The following is an 18,957-nucleotide window of genomic DNA, read 5'->3' as shown; positions in this document are numbered from 1 at the left end:
GTCTATCCTCGATAAGACGTTACAACTGAGCGAGAATGGAGGCGGTGATCGCCTCGGTCCTGTCCTTGCCCGGGATCGTGCCGATGCCGCAGGCGGTGGTCCATTCGATCGCCTTGATGATGGCGCCGGCGGCGGTCCTCTCGCCAAGCTGATCGAGCATCATGGCGCCGGACCAGATGGCGGCGATCGGATTGGCGATGCCGAGATGGGCGATGTCGGGCGCCGATCCATGCACGGGTTCGAACATCGACGGCGCGCCGCGATCGGGATTGATGTTGGCTGAGGCGGCAAAGCCGAGCCCGCCCTGGATGGCGGCGCCGAGATCGGTCAGGATATCGCCAAAGAGATTGGAGGCGACGACCACGTCGAGGCTTTCCGGCGCCATCACCATGCGCGCCGCCATGGCATCGATGTGATAGCTCGTGACCTCGACATCGGCATATTCGTCGGCCAGCTTGCGGGTAATCTCGTCCCAGAAGACCATCGAAAATTTCTGCGCGTTCGACTTCGTCACCGAGGCGAGTTTGCCGCGGCGGGCGCGCGCCTGTTCAAACGCGAAGCGCAGGATGCGTTCGACGCCCGTCCGGGTGAAGATCGACGTCTCGACGGCGACCTCGTCCGCCGTGCCCTGATGGACGCGGCCGCCGGCGCCGGAATATTCGCCCTCGGTGTTTTCGCGGATGCAGAGGATATCGAAGCCCGCGGATCTCAGCGGACCCTGCACGCCGGGCAGCAGCCGATGCGGGCGGATGTTAGCATATTGCACAAAGCTCTTGCGGATCGGCAGCAAAAGGCCATGCAACGATACCGAATCCGGCACATCAGCCGGCCAGCCGACCGCACCGAGTAGAATGGCGTCGAAGCCGCGCAACGTCTCGACGCCATCGGCCGGCATCATCGTACCCGTCTCTTTGTAGAAGGCGCAGGACCAGGGGAATTCCTGGCCATCAAGGGTGAAGCCGGCCTTGTCGGCCGCCTTCTGCAGCACCGACCAGGCGGCTGCTGTGACATCGCGTCCGATGCCGTCGCCGGGAATAAGAGCGATCCGATAGGTCGTCATGGCGATATCCTCTTCAAAGGGTGATCAAGACGCTCTTGCTCTTGCGGTTAGCGTGATAGGCCTCGCGGCCGAGATCCTTGCCGATGCCTGACTGCTTGTAGCCGCCGGTCGGGAGGATATGGTCGCGCGAGCGGTTGTATCGGTTGACCCAGACCGTCCCGGCCTGCAGGCGGCGGATCAGCCGGATTGCCCGGGAAAGGTCCCGGGTGAAGAGCCCCGCGGCAAGGCCGTAGGTCGGATGGTCGGCCAGTGCGAGCGCCTCTTCCTCGTCCCGGAAGGTCTGGAGCGTCAGCACGGGGCCGAAAATCTCTTCGGCAACGGCGGGCGAGTTCCGATCGATCCCGGCGAGCAGGGTCGGCCTGTAGAAATAGCCGGGAGCTTCCATCGGCATGCCGCCGGCCAGGCATTCGCCGCCGGCGTCGACCGCCGCCGAGACGATCGAATGGATGCGATCCTGCTGCCTTTCGGAAATGATCGGCGAATATTGCGCCGCGCCATCCCAGGTCGGGGCGGCAGTCGCGATCTTCATCCGGGCGACGATCACCTCGACGAGCGGGGCGGCCGCGGATTCCTCGACGATGAGGCGGGAGCCGGCCACGCAGGCCTGGCCGGCATTGCTCATAATGCCGGCGGCAATCGCAGCCGCCGTCTTGCCGAGATCCGCATCGGCGAAAACGAGCTGCGGGCTCTTGCCGCCAAGCTCCAGCGTCATCGGCTTGACGCCGGTTCGAGCGATGTTTTCCATGATCGCCGATCCCGCGCGCGTCGAGCCGGTGAAGCTGACCTTGCTGATATCGGGATGTCCCGTGATCGCCGTGCCTGTAACAGGACCATCGCCCAGCACGACATTGATCAGGCCGGCAGGCAAGCCGGCGCGAAGCGCGAGTTCGGCGAGACGAATGGTCGAAAAGGGCGTGATTTCGGACGGCTTCAGAACCACGGCATTGCCGGCGGCGAGCGCCGGGCCGAGCTTCCAGGCCGCCATCGATACCGGAAAATTCCACGGCGTGATCGCGCCGACCACGCCATAGGGCTCGGTCATGATCATGCCGAGATTGCCGTCGTCGGTCGGCACCAGATCGCTGCCCTCCTTGTCGGCAAACTCGGCGAAGAAGCGGATCTGTTCCGCGGAAACCGCGATGTCGCCTTCCACCAGATGGCCGACGGGACGGGTCGATGACAGCGCCTCCAGCCTTGCCAGTTCAGGCGCTTCCCGCTCGATCAGATCAGCCCATCGGTGCAGCACCTTCAGGCGTTCGCGTGGACGAATCCCGCCCCAGTTGCTGTCCTTCAGCGCGGCCTTCGCCGATTGAACGGCTTGGTCGACCAGATCCTCACCGGCAACAGGGCAATTGGCATAGGCCTTGCCGTCGGACGGCCGGCGCATGGGAATGACGCCCTCGGCCGGTATGAGGCGATCTCCAATGAGATGGCCGATGGGGAGGGAAAGGCTGTCGGGATCAAAACTCAGGGTCATGGCAATACCTCGGATCACTGAAACGAGGCTAGCCGAACGGCCGAAGTAGCTTGATCCGATGGCGGCGACAGCGGCAGCGGAAAAATCCGTTCTGCCGCCGCCCGGCAGCTTATTGTTCGGCGGCGACATTGGAGGCGAAGCGCCTCGCGGCCAGCCTTCAGGCCATGACGGTGACGTAGATCTTGCGGACCGTCTCGATGGTTTTCCAGACGCCGACAAAGCCAGGTTTCATGACGAAGCTGTCGCCCGCCTTATAGACGACGGGATCGCCGCCTTCGGGCGACAGTTCGACGACGCCGGACAGGATGTGGCAGAATTCGAAGGTCTCGCCCTTGATCGAGCGCGTGACGCCGGGTGTGGCTTCCCAGACACCGGTATGGATCATCTCACCGCGGGCCACATCCTGCGCCCAGGTCTTGAATTCCGGATTGCCGGAGATCAGCCGCTCGGGAAGCGGCGCGTTTTCGCGCGGCGCAAAGGAAGGGTTCGGGTCGATGGTCTTGAGAAGCGGCATGGAGTTTTCCTTTCGAGGTTGAACCTGTCAGTAGCCGCGGCGCCGGTCGATGAGGCCGACCGGGTCGGACCCGGCGCGCATACGCTTGATGTTTTCGGCAACGGCGCGGGCAGCGGTATGTGGCTGGGTGACGCTCGCGACATGGGGCGTGAGCAAGATGCGCGGGTGCCCCCAGAAGGCATGATCCGCCGGCAGCGGTTCCGGATCGGTGACGTCGATCACGGCGCCGGAGAGATGGCCGCTGTCCAAAGCCGCGATCAGGGCCTGGTGGTCGAGCTGCGGCCCGCGGCCGGTATGAATGAGCGCCGCGCCCTGCGGCAGGCGGCTGAAGAGATCGGCATTAAGAAGGCCGCGGGTTTCATCGGTCAGCGGCAGGAGGCAGACCAGAATATCGGTCTCGGCAAGCATGGCCTCGAGGCCGGCATCTCCGGCGTGGCAGTTCACCCCCTCGATCTCATGCTGTGATCGGCTCCAGCCGGACAACGGAAAGCCGAATGGCTTCAGCTGCTCGAGTACGGCCCGGCCGAGAATGCCGAGGCCGAGCACGCCGATGCGGCGCTCGGGAGCCTGAAGCTGCGGCATAGCCTGCCAGAGCCGGTGACGCTGCTGGTCGACATAGACGGGCAGGTTGCGGTGAAGCGCCAGCGCGGCAAGCGTCACGTATTCCTGCATCATCCGCATGATGCCGTCTTCGACCATGCGCACCACCTTCACATGATCCGGCACCTCGGCGATCTGAAACTGGTCGACCCCGGCGCCGATAGAAAACAGCACTTCGAGATTGCGGTAACGAGAGAGGTTCGCCGGGACCGTCCAGGTGATCAGGTAGCGCACTGTTTCAGGATCGACGGTCGCAGGGTCCGTCGAAAAAGCCAGATCCGGCAGTTCGCGCGCGAAGATCTCCTGGAACACCGCGCCGCGGCGGGTATCGGAATTGAAGAGAAAGGTCATCGTGCTTCGTCCTTTAAGTCTTGCCGAAGTCGGCGCAACATCGGGCGGCAAGCGCCTCGACCATCGCCTGGCAGGCGGCGAGTTCACTCGTCAGAATGAATTCATCGGGCTTATGGGCGCGCGCGATATCGCCAGGACCACAGATGATCGCATCCACGCCCGCGCGCTGATAGAGGCCGGCTTCGGTGCCGTAGCTGACGGCTGCGAGCGGCGCTTTGCCGGTCAATTCACGGAGGAGACCGGCGAGCGGTGCGGCCGGCGCGAGCGAGAGAGCCGGATAGGCGCTCAGGATTTCCCATTCGACGGCAAAACCACGTGCCTTCTGGGCTTCCGCCGCGTCACGCACGAGAGCAAGCAGGGAGACGGGGTCGATGCCGGAGATTGCGCGTGCCTCCACTTCCAGAGTACAGACTTCAGGAATGATGTTGACGGCTTGACCGCCGTTGATCGTTCCGGCCTGCAGGGATGAATAGCAGGGTTCGAATGCGCCATCGAACGGCCCTTGCATCAAATCCTTCGCCGTTGAAATTACCGCATTCAGCACGTCGGCCATGGCGTGTACCGCGTTAAGACCGAGATCGGGCCGGGAGGAATGGCCGGAGCGGCCCCTAATGGCGATGCGTGCGGCGGCCTTGCCCTTGTGGGCAAGGATCGCCTGCATGCCGCTCGGTTCGCCGATCACCGCTCCGAGCGGCGGCGCACAGAGATCGGGCAGCCGGGCAAGAAGATGGGGCACGCCGCGGCAGCCTGCCTCTTCGTCATAGGAAAAGGCGAGGTGAACCGGTCGGGCGAGGGGGCTTGCCATCAACGCAGGCACGGCGGCGAGGGCGGCGGCCAGGAAACCTTTCATATCGGACGTGCCGCGGCCATAGAGCCGCTCCCCTTCGGCTCTCAGCACAAAGGGATCGGCGCTCCAGCCGGCTTCCCTGGCGGGAACGACATCCATATGGCCGGAGAGGATGTAGCCCGGCCTGTCGGCGGGGCCGATGGTCGCGAAGAGGTTGGCGCGGTCGCCCTCGGGGCCGGGAAGAATGTGCACTTCGATCCCGAGGGAGCGGAGATAGGTCTCGATCCAGCCGACGATGGCGCCATTGGGCGTGCCGACGATGGAATGAAAGCCAATGAGCTTGCGGAGGATATCGACTAGCTGCATGGTCGCTCCCGCAACATGTTCGCGCTCGTGAAATCAAGGCAGCTGGCATCGCCAGAGGCTGCCGGCGGGGTGGAAAAGCGGCGAACGCTGACCTGAGGAGACATTCTAACCTCTTGCGTGAAGGGCGAGACCGCCGATCTGGACTCTTTTCCAGGACGCGAGGCTTTAGATGCCGAAACCTCCGCTGATTTGGTTGATTGTTGCGCCGGCACGGAATTGAGCAGCAATTTCTGCTGGCGGGTTTCCTATAGTCTGGCTGGGAGGGACGTCGGATCATACGTTTGGCCGGCGTCGTCATGGGGACAATTCTGGAGGACGCGCGTGACCGCTGGGAAATCGAGACTGGTCGACAGCTTCGAGATGCGCATCGCCGACATCAATACGGTCGATCTCGAACAGTTGCATGCGCTCTCGATCGGCGTCGGCTGGCCGCACCGCGCCGACGACTGGCAATTCGTCCGCGAGCTCGGCAAGGGCGTGGCGGCGCTTGATGAAGCCGGGCGGGTTTTGGGCTCGGCCATGTGGTTTCCCTACGGCGAGGACTTCGCCACGATTGGGCTCGTCATAACCTCGCCGCGCTTGCAGGCCCGGGGCGCCGGCCAATGGCTGATGGACCATGTTCTCACCCAGGTTCCCCAGCGCAATTTGGGCCTCAATGCCACACGGGCGGCTCGACGCCTTTATCGTTCCCTGGGCTTCACCATGGAAGCCGTCGTCTCCCAGTGTCAGGGGGAGGCGTCTTTCCCTCCCGAGGCGGAAACGCCGCCCGGCGCCGAAATCCGGGCACTCGGCATGGCCGACCTCGCCGCCATTGCGGCCTTGGACGCAGACGCCTTCGGCGCGGACCGCACCGCGCTCCTCGAGCAGATTCTCCCTTCCACCAGCGGCCTCGGATTATTTCGCGACGGCAAGATCGAGGCCTTCTCCTTCTGTCGGCGGTTCGGCCGCGGACACGTCATCGGCCCGGTGGCGGCAGCAAGCGATGCGGACGCCATCGCCGTCATCCGCCCGCACGTCGTGGAACATGCGGGCAAATTCCTGCGGCTCGACACGCGCGAGAAAAGTGGGGCTTTTTCCGATTTTCTTTCCCGTTGCGGTCTTTCCGTTTTCGACACTGTCACCACCATGTCGCGCGGCCGACCGTGGCTGGAAGTGCGGGAACACCGCCCTGAGGGAATGCCAAAGGCCTACGGATTAGCCGGTCACGCGCTCGGCTGACCTACATCCATTCGAGGAAATACATGGCGGGCGCTCCGGCGTCGCGCAACTGCCGCTTTGAATACCGGAATGCACCGGGCGACAGTGACATGAGACGGTGGGGCGAGACCGGCCTCCTTACAGCGCGCCCGGATCTCGGCGACAACGGGAGCGAGTGGAGGTGCTTCGAGCGTCAGCCATTGCTCGTGCAGTGTCGTGTTGATGATTTCCTCGACCGGTTCCGGCAGCCGCTCGCGCCGATTGACGGCGCGAGGCAGCAGGGCGGTCACCGTTCGCTGCGTGCGGTAACGGGCGAGAAGGTTATAGACTTGTCGCGTCGTCAGGCGCAGGTCGGCTGCCGCACGTGTGACCGCAGCCTGCTTCAGGTCGCCGTCCTCGAGGACCTTAACCAGTACGCGGGCGATGCGACACGCTTTCGACCACTGTTCGTCCGAAGTCGCGCGAGACGATATTGATGTCTGATCATCAAGCGGTTTGGGCAAGGGAAATGGTCAGTGAAATCGCTAGCGAAAAATCGGCCCGAAATTATCGGCTAAACCTAACTGTATGACATTCTTTTATTTGAAGTCGCGAAGTAGAAGCCACAATGCCTGTTGCAGCTCACCGATCCGAAGCGCTGACCGCTATCTGGATTGAGGTGGATCCAGAAGCCGTCGAGCCCGGCCTGCTGGATGACAATGATTGGAAAGCACCGCCCGGTTCGCGCCCACAGGCAATTCGCAAGGCCACGCCACGTTCGTGCCGGAATTCTCTGCTGTTGGTGCGTGGTGGACCGAAGGGCGCGACATGGAATTCATCAATCGACTTATTGATCAACCGATGCTTCAGGGGGCATCGCGAGTTCTTCAGATCTGGCATGAGCGGAGCCGTCGTTCTCCGGAGGAACTTACTCCCCTCTGGAGCCTCTTCGTGATTTCGTGCCTCGTCGCGTTGAGTTGGTGGTACCTTCCCGGATCTGCCGGTTTGCTTGCCGCGGGCGCTTTGGCGATGCTGTCATTTCCACACGCGTGGAAACTTCTGACGAGGCCGGAGCGTGGGGATTATGACGCCCGAGCATATCGCGCCTTGGCCGCTCTGGCGACGAGAAGGCGCGAAACAGAGTGGGCGGTGCGGGTATTGGTGCTGGTGATCTCCGCCTGTCTGCCGATGCTTGCCCGAAGTGGTGACCATGTCGGCGAATTGTTCGTTGTCGGTGCTGGCCTCTGGTTCGTTCTGACGGTACCCGCCAATGCGTATCTGGCCGCCGCCGAACCCCCGAGGCCCCGGGACGGAGATGGCGTGTCAACGCGACGCCGCGTCATGGTTGCCGCCTAACTCCGGTTCCAACGGATCCTCGGAACCAATCGGCTGCCGTTCCGTTCTTCTGTGGTCAGAATGACGGAGGTGGAAATGCTCTACTATGCTCTCGTTTTCCTGGTGGTCGCATTGATTGCCGGCGTCCTTGGTTTCGGTGGGATCGCCGGAGCATCCGCATCGATCGCCCAGGTCCTGTTCTTCATCTTTCTGGTGCTCTTTGTCGTTTCGCTCGTTATGCGTGTCATGAGGCGCTAGGGCTGATGACGGCGAGGGGAGCCTTTGGCATCGGAGACGCGCCCGATTCGACCTGGCGGTGAGATCGCGAAGGTTCGCAATTTGATCGGCCAGCGCGTTTGAGCCTTGGTCGTTTCTGAAATGTGGTGGCGGGAGGCAAGGCGCGGCCTTTACATTGCCTGAGTAACGCAATTGTCCTTCGCACGGCAAAATTCGATCAACTGCTTTGAGGTCATTGGCCGTGCCAGAGCGTAGCCTTGCAGCAAATGGCAACCAAGATCTCTCAGTATCTTCGCATGTTCCATTGTCTCCACGCCCTCCGCAACGATGTCGATGTCCTGGGACCGGCCGATTTCGATAATCGAGGAAACCAGACGGCGTTGAGATTGAGACGTGACGATGGGCTTGATAATTTCCCGATCGATTTTGAGCCTTCTTGGCTCGAATCTCAGGAGGCTGACGATGCTGGCATGCCCGGTGCCAAAATCATCGATCTCGATTTCAATACCGAGTTCTTTAACAGCCGGTATGACTTCATTGAGAACAGGTTGAAGATCGTCGAAGGAGATTGTCTCGAGAAGCTCGAAGCACAGGCGACCTCTCGCCAAGGGAAGCTCTGACAACTCGGCAAGCAGATTTGCCTGCGCCAGTCTACGCGCTGAAATATTTACGGAGACACGCGGGATACGCATTTCCAGGCTGTCCCATCTTGCGAGCTCGAACAGGGCCTTCTGCAGGATCAGCCTGTCCAGGTCGCCAGAACGCCCGAGGCTTTCCGCGACGCCAAGAAATTTGTCCGGGCCGAGCAGACCCTTTCGCGGGTGATCCCAGCGGGCTAGGGTTTCGACGCCGGCGATATCCAGGGTGTTTGCGTTAAACTGCGGCTGGAAGAATGCAACGAGTTCGTCGCAGTCGAGCGCATTGTTGAATTCGTCAGCCAGTTCTTTCGACTGGATTGCCGCACTGCGAAGCTCTTTGGTGAAAATGGCCGCGCGGCCGCGGCCAGCTTTCTTTGCCTCGTACAGAGCCAGATCGGCATTTAGAAGCAATTGACCGAGGTTACGGACGTCCAGGCATTCGGCCTCCCAGGCCACGCCGACGCTTGCACCGACAACACACTCCGACCCATCAATGAAAAGCGTCTGCTCGAGCGCGGCCACAATCTGTTGGGCCAATTCGTTTGCTCTGAGCTCCGGAGTGTCACTCCAGCTGGCGAAGATGAACTCGTCTCCACCGATCCGCGCTGCTACCTCGTGCGGACCAGCCAAATTGGTCAGGCGCGAAGCCGTTGCCTGCAAGACTGCGTCGCCTCCCGCATGCCCTTTCGTGTCATTGATCGCTTTGAAGCGATCCAGGTCGATATGAATGAGGATCAGGCAGTCTTTTGGACCAGGTCGCTTTGGTCGCGAGATCATCTGGTCAACAAATCGTCGATTGGGAAGCCCCGTTAGCGCGTCATGCAACGACAGGTGTTCCAGTCTTTGCCGTGCGCGAACGAGCTTTTTCTTGTGAAGGCGAAGCTTTTCAATGGTTCTTTGGCGTGATTTGGTCAAAAAGCCGACCCACACAATCGGCGCAACGACGCACAGTCCCAATAGGCTCGCAAAAACCTCAAATGCGGCTATGCCGTTTTGTTGCCCCCATCCACCCTTTGGCACAGCAATGAGGGTCCATCGGCCATACATCATATCAACGGATGCCACGACCGGTTGCTTCGAAAAGGTCTCCAGGCCACCGAGAAAAACCTGTTTGGGCGAGTTTGGCTCCGGCACGGTGCTGATGGCAATCTCGAGCTCGGCCGATTCCAGGCCGCTATCTTGGTAGAGCCTTGGTATGTCTATGATACCTGACAGAAGCCCCCAAAAGATCTGGCTTCTTCCGTCATTGATATAAATTGGGCACCTGGCCACGAAGGCAGTTCCACCTTGGACAAGGTCCACTGGCCCCGTCAAAACAACATTGTGGGTGTTGCGCGCCAGCATTGCGCCATCTCGTTGCTTTTCGTTCTTTCGGTAGTCGAGTCCGATGGCCTTTTCGTTGCCTTTTTCTGGATAAACCCACTTGACCACCATGCCGGGCGCGGCGGCAAAGCTTCGCAATTGTGAATCGGGCTGCAGGATCTGCGCGGCGAGCTTGGCAAAAGCGCTCTGATCCATCGCCGGATCGACAGCGATACCCGCCGCCAGGCCCTGCAACAGTTTCACATTGCTATTGAGATTGGTCTGAAGCCGAGACGATATGATGGCAAGCTCGCCGGCAACAATCGAGCGTTCATCGGCCAGCGATCGTTCCAGCCGCCAGTTCGTTGCCACATAGACGACGACAACCGCAATAGTTGCCGCAAATATTGCTGGAGCAAACGCGCTGGCATGGCCTATTGCGGTGCTCGCGAAGCGGCGGGCTCGATTTTTTCGAAACGTCATCAGTTTGCCGGCGTAGAGGACAGGCTTTAATCCTTGCACAGTTTCTTTAAGGCAACGCTAAAACCACCAACGCACCCACGCAAACGCCCGCAAATGGATGAGTGTCGGGGCACAAGGGCAGGACTGGGTCGCGTTTTGTGACATGGCTGCCGGAGCCACAAAAGCGCGCCGCAATGGGAGCAATCTCATTTCAATTGCGCCTGAAATCCCGACGAGAATATTGCATTCCAAAAATCGAGCCGACTTTGGAACGTTTATATTTGATAATCAATTAAATCTATAGATATTGATTTTACATCTGATTGGAGCCTGTAGCGTGAGAATTTTGGGCATAAACGGCAGCGTCAAGCAACCTTCGCGTACCGCCACGCTGGTCACGGAGCTACTTGCTCGCATCACAAAACGCGTGACCGCGACGCCAGAAGTTATCGAGTTGGCGCAGGCCGCCCCCGTCCTCTTTCAAGCTTTGAGAGCAGATCAATTAGCCGAGAAGGGGCGTGCAATCGTAGAGGCGGTTGAAAGTGCTGACCTATTGGTAGTTGGTTCGCCCGTCTATCGGGCTTCATACACGGGCGCTCTCAAGCACCTCTTTGATCTTGTCGATTTCCGTGCGCTTCAAAACAAGCGTGTGATCCTTGCTGCCACCGGCGGCACGCCGCTTCATGGCCTCATGCTGGAGCACCAGTTCCGGCCACTGTTCGGGTTCTTCGGTGCCGTCACCATCCCGACAACCGTTTATGCGCTTGAGAGCGACTTTACCGAATACGCCCTGACGAATCCGGCTATCGAAGCACGCATCGAGCGCGCCGTGGCCGAACTATTCGACCTTTTACCCGCCGCGACGCTTGTCGGCGGCGATCTCGCCCATCCGGCCATCCGGCTCGTTTCGAGCGAAACGGCCGCCAACTGACATTAGGAAGAGAGGATTTTAGCCATGACCGAGCGCAGTAGGGAACCCGTAAAATTCGCCTATTGGGTACCAAATGTCTCCGGCGGCCTAGTGATATCCAACATCGAGCAGCGAACCAGTTGGACGATCGACTACAACCGCAAGCTCGCGAAAATCGCCGAAGAAAGCGGGTTCGACTACGCACTCAGCCAGATCCGCTTCACGGCCGGCTACGGTGCGGAATTCCAGCACGAATCCGTTTCCTTCAGCCACTCGTTGCTCGCGGCGACCACGAAACTGAAGGTCATCGCCGCCATTCTGCCAGGTCCGTGGAACCCGGCGCTCGCGGCCAAGCAGATCGCCACGATCAACCACCTGACGAATGGCCGCGTGGCGGTCAACATCGTCAGCGGCTGGTTCCGGGGCGAGTTCCACGCCATCGGCGAACCGTGGCTCGACCACGACGAGCGCTACCGTCGTTCGGAAGAGTTCATCCGGACGCTACGCGGCATCTGGACGGAAGACAACTTCACCTTCCGCGGCGACTTCTACCGTTTCAACAACTATTCCCTGAAGCCGAAGCCGATCGATCCGCAGCCGGAAATCTTCCAGGGCGGCTCTTCACGCGCGGCGCGCGACATGGCCGCCCGTGTCTCCGACTGGTACTTCACCAACGGCAACACGCCGGAGGAAATCGCCAATCAGGTTGACGACATCCGTGCCAAGGCCAAGGAGAACAACCATTCGGTCAAGGTCGGTGTCAATGCCTTTGCCATTGTCCGCGAGACCGAGGAAGAGGCCAAGGCCGTCCTCGCCGAGATTATCGAGAAGGCCAATCCGGAGGCGGTCAATGCATTCGGCCACGAGGTCAAAAATGCCGGTAAGGCTTCGCCGGAGGGCGAGGGCAATTGGGCGAAGTCCGGCTTTGAGGATCTCGTCCAATACAATGACGGTTTCCGTTCCAACCTGATCGGTACGCCAAAGCAGGTGGCCGAGCGCATCCTCCGCTTGAAACGCGCCGGCGCCGACCTCATTCTGCTCGGCTTCCTGCATTTCCAGGAAGAAGTCGAATATTTTGGCAAGCACGTCATTCCACTCGTACGTGCATTGGAAGAGACGGAAGCAAGCGCAGCAATCGCAGCCGAGTAGGGCCAAGAAAATCGAGACGGAGCGCCGCGCCGCGCTTTCGCTCCTAAAACGCGGGCGCCATCACGCCCGCAAGTGCAAACCTGTGTCCATAGAGACCACGCATGGGACAAATTATGTCGGCACCGAATTCTCTGCTTGCTGGCCTTGGCAGCCACCTGGCGTTACCGACAGATATCGCGGGGCAATTTGCTCTTCGCGGCGCTCCTGTGGTGCCGGACCGGGTTACGCCGCGTCTGGATGAAACGCCTGCGCTTGCGCTGCATGGCATCAACCTTTCCTTCGGTGGGGTCGTCGCCCTCCGGGATGTCGACCTGTCCGTGCAGCATGGAGAAATCCGTGCGATCATTGGCCCGAACGGCGCCGGCAAAAGCTCGCTGATCAATATCGTTTCCGGGGTTTATCGTCCTGACCATGGACATGTCGCGATAAACGGTGTCGCCTTCCAGCCGGTCCCGACGCAGAAGCTTGCTCGTCTCGGCCTCGCACGTACCTTCCAGAACCTCGCTCTCTTCAAAGGTCTCAGTGTGCTCGACAACGTGGCCGCCGGGCGGGCCTATGTCGGGCAAACAAATTTCCTGAGCCAGATCGTCGGTCTGCCATCGGCGCGACGCGAGCAGGCTGCCGCGCGGGAGCGGGCAAGCAGCGCTATCGACTTCTTGCATTTGACGCCTTATGCCAACCGGCTTGCCGGCACGCTGCCTTATGGCCTGCAGAAGCGCGTCGAACTCGCCCGGGCGCTCGCCGCCGAACCGCGTATCCTGTTGCTCGACGAGCCGATGGCCGGCATGACGGCAACCGAGAAGAACGAGCTTTCCGACTACATCCGTCTGGCGCGCGATGAATACGCGATCACGGTCGTGCTGATCGAGCACGATATCGGTGTGGTCATGAACCTCTCCGACAGGATCGCCGTTCTCGACTACGGCCGCAAGATCGCCGACGGTCCGCCGCAGGAGATCGCCGCAGACCAGCGCGTGATCGATGCCTATCTCGGCGTCACGCCGGAAAACGAGGACGGGGAGGGCATCTGATGGCCGACTTTGATTGGCTTTTCTTCGCCGAGGTGTTGATCGGCGGGCTCCTCTCCGGCGTCATGTATTCGCTCGTCGCGCTCGGCTTCGTGCTGATCTACAAGACGTCCGGCGTGCTGAACTTTTCGCAGGGTGCGCTCCTCCTTTTTGCGGCGCTGACCTTTGTCAGCCTTGTCGAACGGGGCGTGCCCTTCGCCGTTGCCTTCGCTATCACTTTCGCTGCCATGGGGTGCATCGGTATCGCGATCGAGCGCGCGGTGTTGCGGCCGCTCACCAACAAGCCGCCGATCACGCTCTTCATGGCGACGCTTGGCCTCTCCTACGTCATTGAAGGTGCCGCACAGCTGATCTGGGGCACACAGGTTCACGGCCTTGACCTTGGCATCGAAGACATTCCATTCGATGTCGGTGGCGTATTCATCAGCCAGTTCGACATTTTCGCCGCTGTTGTTGCCTCCGGTATGGTGGCGCTGCTTTCTTTCTTCTTCCGCCACACTCGCATTGGTCTCGGTTTTCGTGCTGTCGCCGACGATCAGTTCGCCGCCCTAGCCGTCGGCCTCAGGCTTGCCTTGATCTGGGCAAGCGTGTGGGCAGCGGCGGGTCTTGTGGCGCTGGTCGCCGGGCTGCTGTGGGGTGCGCGGCTCGGCGTACAGTTCTCACTGTCGCTTGTCGTCCTGAAGGCGTTGCCGGTGCTTGTTCTCGGCGGTTTCGATTCCATTCTTGGGGCGATCGTCGGTGGCCTTCTGGTCGGCGCGTCCGAAAAGCTCGCCGAGGTCTATATCGGCGATTACTTCGGCGGCGGCATTGAGGGCTGGTTTGCCTATGTCGTCGCGCTCGCCTTCCTGCTTATTCGCCCCTCGGGCCTGTTCGGCCAGAAACTCGTGGAAAGGGTCTAACATGTCCGCCATTGCGATCGAACGTCCTTCGCCCCTTTCCTTGCCGCGTCATGTCGCGACAGTCGCAGTGCTTGCCGTCGCCTATCTCGTCGTACCGTTTTTGGGTACCAGCTATATCTTCGAGGCAATCCTGCTGCCGTTTCTCGCGCTCAGTCTTGCAGGCGTGGGCTTGAACCTTCTTACCGGCTATGCGGGCCAGGTTTCGTTGGGTTCGGCCGCCTTCATGGCCGTGGGTGCCTTTGGCGCCTACAACTTCAATCTTCGGATCGATGGGCTGGCGCTCATCGTCTCGACCGTGCTCGCCGGCCTGTCAGCCGCCGTCATCGGTGTGGTTTTCGGCCTGCCGAGCCTTCGCCTGCGCGGCTTCTATCTCGCCGTCTCCACGCTCGCCGCGCAGTTCTTCGTCCAGTGGGCCCTGACGAAATTCAGCTGGTTTTCCAACAATTCCACCTCGGGTGTGATCGATGCGCCGCCGTTGTCGCTCGCCGGCATTGCCTTCGAGGGGCCGGTCGGTCGCTATCTCTTCGCGCTGACGGTCGTAGTAGTCATCACCTTTCTCGCCTATCGTCTTGTGTCATCGCAGACGGGCCGAAATTTCATCGCCGTGCGTGACAATGAGACAGCTGCACGCATTATCGGGGTGCCTGTGCTCAAAACGAAGTTGCTCGCCTTTGCGATCTCGTCATTCATCATCGGGGTCGCCGGTGTGCTCTGGGCCTTCGCCTATCTGCGCACGGTGGAACCGGCCGGCTTCAACCTCGATCGCTCGTTCCAGGTCCTCTTCATCATCATCATCGGCGGGCTCGCATCGATCCGCGGCGCGTTTTTCGGCGCGGCACTGATTGTGGTTTTCCCGCTCGTTCTTTCTCGGCTCGGCGCCTTCCTGCTGGGCGACGTCTTCGATTCCGGCGTCCTCGACATGACGCAGCGCATCGTCATCGGTGCCTTCATCATCCTGTTCCTGATCCTCGAGCCCGACGGCCTCGTGTCGTTGTGGGATCGCTTGAGGTTGAGCACTGCGTCCGCCTTCGGGCGCGCGTGAGATCCTCGAGGCTCGGCGCTTCCAACAACAAAAGCCATTGAGATTTTTAAACCAGACCGGGTGGCCGAGGGCCAGCCAAAAAGACGGAGTGTGTCCAGACATGACCATTTATACGAAGATCAGAGCAGCTGCTTTTGCCGCCGGCATCGGCCTTGCCGCCATTGCCGTCCCGGCACAGGCCGACGAGCAGTATTTCCCGCTGCAAAGCTACCGCGTCGGGCCCTATGCGGCCGGTGGCACCGGCTTCTTCGGCGGCTTCATCGACTATCTCAACCTCATCAACACCCGCGACGGCGGCGTCAACGGCGTCAAGCTGACCTGGTCGGAAGCCGAAACCCAATACGAGGTCGAGCGTGGCGTCGAGGCTTACGAACGCCTGAAGAGCAATCCCGGCATCGCTGCCTGGAACCCGCTTTCGGTCGGCATCGCCTATGCCATGATCGACCGCATCACGCAGGACAAGGTGCCGCTGATCACGATCAATCACGGGCGTACCGATTCGACCGACGGGCGCGTTTTCCCCTATGTCTTCCCACTGCTGCTCAATCCCTACAGCGAGACGTCCGGTATCGTGAACTACATCGCCTCGAAGGAGGGCGGTCTCGAAGCGCTGAAGGGCAAGAAGATCGTCGTACTCTATCATGGCTCGCCCTATGGCAAGGAAACGATCCCGATCTACGAACTTCTGGCCAAGAAGTACGGCTTCGAATTGCAGCAGATCGAGGTTCCTCATCCTGGTAACGAGCAGCAGTCGCAGTGGCTGACCATCCGCCGCTCCAAGCCGGATTACGTCGTGCTGCGCGGCTGGGGCGTGATGAACCCTGTCGCATTGAAGACGGCTGCCAAGACAGGTTTCCCGGTAGACCACATCATCGGTAACGTCTGGTCGAACTCGGAAGAGGACGTGATCCCGGCTGGTGACGCTGCCAAGGGCTATACGGCGATTACCACCCAAGCTTCGGGCGCCGAGTATCCGGTCGTCAAGGAGATCGTCAAGACGCTTTACGATGCCGGGAAGGGCAATCTCGAAGACAAGAGCCGCATCGGCTCGGTCTATCACAACCTCGGCATCGTCAATGGCATCCTGAACGTCGAGGCAGTGCGCATCGCCCAGGAGAAGTTCGGAAAGCGCACCTTGACCGGCGACGAGGTGCGCTGGGGCTTCGAGCACCTGCAACTCGACCCGGCCCGTGTCGAGACGCTCGGGGCCAAGGACCTCTTCCACTCGATCAACGTCACTTGGGATAATCATGAGGGCAACGGCTACGTGACCTTCCAGCAGTGGGACGGCAAGAAGTGGAACGTTGTCTCCGATTGGATCGCGCCGGATTGGGCCCTGCTGCGTCCGATCATCGAGAAGTCGTCTGAAGCTTATGCGGCGGAAAAGGGGATCAAGCTTCGCACGGCCGAGGATGCCGGCGTCGTGACAAACTGATGCTTGCAGCCGGGCGCTGAGGGCAATTCCCGATGTGCCCGGCTGCAAAAAAACGCCCCTAAAGGAGACCGGACATGACTGAGGAAAGCAGGCTGCTCACCGTGAAGGGCCTCCATGCGACCTACAACCATTCCATCACCGCTCTGCACGGCGTCACCCTTTCGCTCGGGCGTGGAGAAATCCTCGCCATTCTCGGCGCTAACGGCGCCGGCAAGACAACGACGCTGAAGGCGGTTTCGAACCTCCTGCCGGCCGAGCGTGGACAGGTACTGGCGGGCCGAATTCTGTTCGAGGGCCATGACGTGACGCGCGTGACACCGGCAAGCCTCGTTCGGCTCGGTCTGGTACAGGTGCTGGAGGGCCGCCATTGTTTCAAGACGCTCACGGTGGAAGAAAATCTTGTTACCGGTGGCCTTGGTCGTTCCGCCTCGCGCAACGAGATCTCTGCCGATCTTGAGAAGGTCTACGCCCATTTCCCGCGGCTTAAGGAAAGGCGCCGGGTGCTTTCGGGTCTCACCTCGGGCGGCGAGCAGCAGATGACGGCGATCGGACGAGCGCTGATGTCACGCCCACGGCTGCTCGTGCTCGATGAGCCGTCCATGGGGCTCGCGCCGCTTGTTGTGCGGGATATTTTCCGCACTCTGAAGCGCCTCAATCGCGAGGAGGGCCTCTCAATCCTCGTCGCCGAGCAGAACTCGGCAGTCGCGCTCACCTACGCTGACAGGGCCGTCATCCTGGAGAATGGCGTCAGCGTGCTTTCAGGCAGTGCTGCCGAGCTCAAGGCGCGCGACGACGTCAAGGCCTTCTATCTGGGCCAGAAACCCGTCGCGGCCGCCGCCCGTCTTGCCCATTGAATCCAACCCGAAAAAGGAGACATGCCGTGACAGTTTCAAACGTCAACACAAAGAATGCCGCCGAGGGCGTTCGCGCAGTGCCGAGGCGGAGCGAGCCGGCGCACATCATTAACAACGATGCCGAGGCGATTGCTGTTGCCAAGCGGGTCGCATCCGAGATCGCGCCTGGCGCCGCCATCCGCGACCGCGACCGCATCTGGCCGGTGAAGGAACTTGATGCCTTCTCGCAAAGCGGCCTCTGGTCGATCAACGTGCCGAAGACGTTCGGTGGCCCGGAAGTCTCCTACGCGACGCTTGCCAAGGTCGTCGAGATCATTTCTGCGGCGGATTCCTCCATCGGTCAGATTGCGCAGAACCATCTCGGCGTCGTCGCGGCGATCCGCACCGTCTCCGATGAAGCGCAGCAAAAGCTGCTTTTTGCCGAGGTGCTGCGTGGTACCCGTCTCGGTAATGCCTTCTCCGAATTCGGCTCCAAGCGCGCGGTGGATTTCGAAACGAAGTTTACCGACGCGGGCGACCATGTCATCGTCAATGGCCAGAAGTTCTACTCCTCCGGCGCGCTGCTCGCCCATCTCGTGCCGATCGTTGCACTCGATGAGGAAGGCCGCGCCTGGTATGCAATTGCTGAACGCAATGCACCTGGCCTCACTGTCATCGACGACTGGTCGTCCTTCGGTCAGCGCACGACACTTTCAGGTACGGTGATCCTCAACAATGTCAAGGTGCCGAAGACCCACTTGGTGCCAGGCTACAAGGGTTACGAGGTACCGACGGCGGACGGCGCAATCTTCCAGATCATCCAGGTGGCCGTCGATACCGGTATTGCCCAGGCAGCGATCGACGAGACTGTTGCCTTCGTGCGCACCAAGAGCCGCGCCTGGGTCGACAGCGGTCTCGAGCATGCCTGGGACGATCCCTACACGATCCAGGCCGTTGGCGATTTGACACTCCGCCTCCATGCAGCGCAGGCCCTTCTGGAAAAGGCTGGGCACGCTATCGATCGCGCTGTAGAAAAACCCAATGCCGAGACGGTGGCCGAAGCCCAGATCGTCACCGCCGAGGCAAAAATCCTATCGACGGAAATCGCCATCGCCGCAAGCAACAAGCTGTTCGAGCTAGCCGGCACCCGTTCCACACTGGCCGAACACCACCTCGACCGGCATTGGCGCAATGCACGCACACATACGCTGCACGATCCCGTGCGGTGGAAATACGCCATCCTCGGCAAGTATTTCCTCAACGGCGAAAAACCGCCGCTTCATGCTTGGAGCTGACGGGGTAGCGGTGCGTCAGAACCTGACGCACCGCTACTGTTGGTTTTCCTAACAGGTAGTG

Annotated in this window: 18 protein-coding genes; 11 read left to right on the top strand and 7 right to left on the bottom strand. The window is 60.8% G+C overall.

Going from position 1 to position 18,957, the window contains the following annotated elements; translation table 11 throughout:
* Positions 1-19 precede the first annotated feature (19 nt).
* From ATY79_RS24810 to argE, 5 genes are all read right to left on the bottom strand, one after another.
* The gene (locus tag ATY79_RS24810) at positions 20-1,060 is read right to left on the bottom strand and encodes a tartrate dehydrogenase (RefSeq protein WP_088705167.1); all 1,041 of its coding nucleotides are present in this window, start codon (positions 1,058-1,060) and stop codon (positions 20-22) included.
* 13 nt (positions 1,061-1,073) lie between these two features.
* Positions 1,074-2,537 carry an aldehyde dehydrogenase family protein gene (locus ATY79_RS24805; protein WP_088705407.1) on the bottom strand — a complete coding sequence of 488 codons (1,464 nt, stop codon included), beginning with the start codon at positions 2,535-2,537 and terminating at the stop codon, positions 1,074-1,076.
* A 157-nt stretch (positions 2,538-2,694) separates the two neighbouring features.
* A complete protein-coding gene (locus tag ATY79_RS24800) occupies positions 2,695-3,051 on the bottom strand; it encodes a cupin domain-containing protein (protein WP_088705166.1) in 357 nt (118 codons plus the stop codon).
* 27 nt (positions 3,052-3,078) lie between these two features.
* A complete protein-coding gene (locus tag ATY79_RS24795) occupies positions 3,079-4,002 on the bottom strand; it encodes a glyoxylate/hydroxypyruvate reductase A (RefSeq protein WP_088705165.1) in 924 nt (307 codons plus the stop codon).
* A gap of 13 nt (positions 4,003-4,015) precedes the next feature.
* Positions 4,016-5,155, bottom strand: coding sequence for an acetylornithine deacetylase (argE, locus tag ATY79_RS24790; protein WP_088705164.1), 1,140 nt, complete (start codon positions 5,153-5,155; stop codon positions 4,016-4,018).
* Between the two features lie 360 nt (positions 5,156-5,515).
* On the opposite strand from argE, the gene ATY79_RS24785 reads away from it, so the two are divergent.
* Entirely contained in the window at positions 5,516-6,373 is an 858-nt protein-coding gene (locus tag ATY79_RS24785; RefSeq protein WP_088705406.1) for a GNAT family N-acetyltransferase, read from the top strand.
* Here ATY79_RS24785 and ATY79_RS24780 read toward each other — a convergent pair.
* A complete protein-coding gene (locus ATY79_RS24780) occupies positions 6,358-6,855 on the bottom strand; it encodes a hypothetical protein (RefSeq protein WP_189638071.1) in 498 nt (165 codons plus the stop codon). The genes ATY79_RS24785 and ATY79_RS24780 overlap by 16 nt on opposite strands.
* A 304-nt stretch (positions 6,856-7,159) precedes the next feature.
* Here ATY79_RS24780 and ATY79_RS24775 point away from each other — a divergent pair, with 304 nt between their 5' ends.
* Positions 7,160-7,687 carry a hypothetical protein gene (locus ATY79_RS24775; RefSeq protein WP_088705405.1) on the top strand — a complete coding sequence of 176 codons (528 nt, stop codon included), beginning with the start codon at positions 7,160-7,162 and terminating at the stop codon, positions 7,685-7,687.
* A gap of 75 nt (positions 7,688-7,762) precedes the next feature.
* Positions 7,763-7,924 carry a DUF1328 domain-containing protein gene (locus tag ATY79_RS24770; protein WP_088705163.1) on the top strand — a complete coding sequence of 54 codons (162 nt, stop codon included), beginning with the start codon at positions 7,763-7,765 and terminating at the stop codon, positions 7,922-7,924.
* A 149-nt stretch (positions 7,925-8,073) separates the two neighbouring features.
* Here ATY79_RS24770 and ATY79_RS24765 read toward each other — a convergent pair whose 3' ends face one another.
* A complete protein-coding gene (locus ATY79_RS24765; RefSeq protein WP_088705162.1) occupies positions 8,074-10,326 on the bottom strand; it encodes an EAL domain-containing protein in 2,253 nt (750 codons plus the stop codon).
* Between the two features lie 316 nt (positions 10,327-10,642).
* On the opposite strand from ATY79_RS24765, the gene msuE reads away from it, so the two are divergent.
* The 8 genes from msuE (at position 10,643) to ATY79_RS24725 (ending at position 18,896) form a co-directional block, all read left to right on the top strand.
* Positions 10,643-11,236: an FMN reductase gene (gene msuE / locus ATY79_RS24760; protein ID WP_088705161.1), complete on the top strand. Its 594-nt coding sequence runs from the start codon at positions 10,643-10,645 to the stop codon at positions 11,234-11,236.
* Between the two features lie 24 nt (positions 11,237-11,260).
* Complete coding sequence (gene sfnG, locus ATY79_RS24755) at positions 11,261-12,364, top strand: dimethylsulfone monooxygenase SfnG (protein ID WP_088705160.1); 1,104 nt, start codon at positions 11,261-11,263, stop codon at positions 12,362-12,364.
* A 113-nt stretch (positions 12,365-12,477) separates the two neighbouring features.
* Entirely contained in the window at positions 12,478-13,395 is a 918-nt protein-coding gene (locus tag ATY79_RS24750; protein ID WP_088705159.1) for an ABC transporter ATP-binding protein, read from the top strand.
* Entirely contained in the window at positions 13,395-14,291 is an 897-nt protein-coding gene (locus ATY79_RS24745; protein ID WP_088705158.1) for a branched-chain amino acid ABC transporter permease, read from the top strand. The genes ATY79_RS24750 and ATY79_RS24745 overlap by 1 nt, the downstream gene beginning before the upstream one ends.
* A 1-nt stretch (position 14,292) precedes the next feature.
* A complete protein-coding gene (locus ATY79_RS24740) occupies positions 14,293-15,333 on the top strand; it encodes a branched-chain amino acid ABC transporter permease (RefSeq protein WP_088705157.1) in 1,041 nt (346 codons plus the stop codon).
* A 100-nt stretch (positions 15,334-15,433) separates the two neighbouring features.
* The gene (locus ATY79_RS24735; RefSeq protein WP_088705156.1) at positions 15,434-16,768 is read left to right on the top strand and encodes an ABC transporter substrate-binding protein; all 1,335 of its coding nucleotides are present in this window, start codon (positions 15,434-15,436) and stop codon (positions 16,766-16,768) included.
* 74 nt (positions 16,769-16,842) lie between these two features.
* The gene (locus tag ATY79_RS24730) at positions 16,843-17,622 is read left to right on the top strand and encodes an ABC transporter ATP-binding protein (protein ID WP_088705155.1); all 780 of its coding nucleotides are present in this window, start codon (positions 16,843-16,845) and stop codon (positions 17,620-17,622) included.
* 26 nt (positions 17,623-17,648) lie between these two features.
* Positions 17,649-18,896 (top strand): SfnB family sulfur acquisition oxidoreductase, encoded by a 1,248-nt coding sequence (locus ATY79_RS24725; protein ID WP_088705154.1) that lies wholly within the window; start codon positions 17,649-17,651, stop codon positions 18,894-18,896.
* Positions 18,897-18,957: the final 61 nt, after the last annotated feature.

This window comes from Rhizobium sp. R693, from assembly GCF_002211315.1.
GTDB lineage: Bacteria > Pseudomonadota > Alphaproteobacteria > Rhizobiales > Rhizobiaceae > Rhizobium.
The sequence above is the reverse complement of the archived record's forward strand: the minus strand, read 5'-3'. Positions and strand labels throughout refer to the sequence as shown.

Excerpts from the sequence above, each read along its gene's own strand:
- ATY79_RS24800 (WP_088705166.1), bottom strand. The coding sequence starts at position 3,051 with ATGCCGCTTCTCAAGACCATCGACCCGAACCCTTCCTTTGCGCCGCGC.
- ATY79_RS24785 (WP_088705406.1), top strand. The coding sequence starts at position 5,516 with ATGCGCATCGCCGACATCAATACGGTCGATCTCGAACAGTTGCATGCG.
- ATY79_RS24745 (WP_088705158.1), top strand. The coding sequence starts at position 13,395 with ATGGCCGACTTTGATTGGCTTTTCTTCGCCGAGGTGTTGATCGGCGGG.
- ATY79_RS24750 (WP_088705159.1), top strand. The coding sequence starts at position 12,478 with ATGTCGGCACCGAATTCTCTGCTTGCTGGCCTTGGCAGCCACCTGGCG.
- ATY79_RS24810 (WP_088705167.1), bottom strand. The coding sequence starts at position 1,060 with ATGACGACCTATCGGATCGCTCTTATTCCCGGCGACGGCATCGGACGC.
- ATY79_RS24805 (WP_088705407.1), bottom strand. The coding sequence starts at position 2,537 with ATGACCCTGAGTTTTGATCCCGACAGCCTTTCCCTCCCCATCGGCCAT.
- argE (WP_088705164.1), bottom strand. The coding sequence starts at position 5,155 with ATGCAGCTAGTCGATATCCTCCGCAAGCTCATTGGCTTTCATTCCATC.
- ATY79_RS24795 (WP_088705165.1), bottom strand. The coding sequence starts at position 4,002 with ATGACCTTTCTCTTCAATTCCGATACCCGCCGCGGCGCGGTGTTCCAG.
- ATY79_RS24730 (WP_088705155.1), top strand. The coding sequence starts at position 16,843 with ATGACTGAGGAAAGCAGGCTGCTCACCGTGAAGGGCCTCCATGCGACC.
- ATY79_RS24735 (WP_088705156.1), top strand. The coding sequence starts at position 15,434 with ATGACCATTTATACGAAGATCAGAGCAGCTGCTTTTGCCGCCGGCATC.
- ATY79_RS24770 (WP_088705163.1), top strand. The coding sequence starts at position 7,763 with ATGCTCTACTATGCTCTCGTTTTCCTGGTGGTCGCATTGATTGCCGGC.
- ATY79_RS24740 (WP_088705157.1), top strand. The coding sequence starts at position 14,293 with ATGTCCGCCATTGCGATCGAACGTCCTTCGCCCCTTTCCTTGCCGCGT.
- ATY79_RS24765 (WP_088705162.1), bottom strand. The coding sequence starts at position 10,326 with ATGACGTTTCGAAAAAATCGAGCCCGCCGCTTCGCGAGCACCGCAATA.
- sfnG (WP_088705160.1), top strand. The coding sequence starts at position 11,261 with ATGACCGAGCGCAGTAGGGAACCCGTAAAATTCGCCTATTGGGTACCA.
- ATY79_RS24775 (WP_088705405.1), top strand. The coding sequence starts at position 7,160 with ATGGAATTCATCAATCGACTTATTGATCAACCGATGCTTCAGGGGGCA.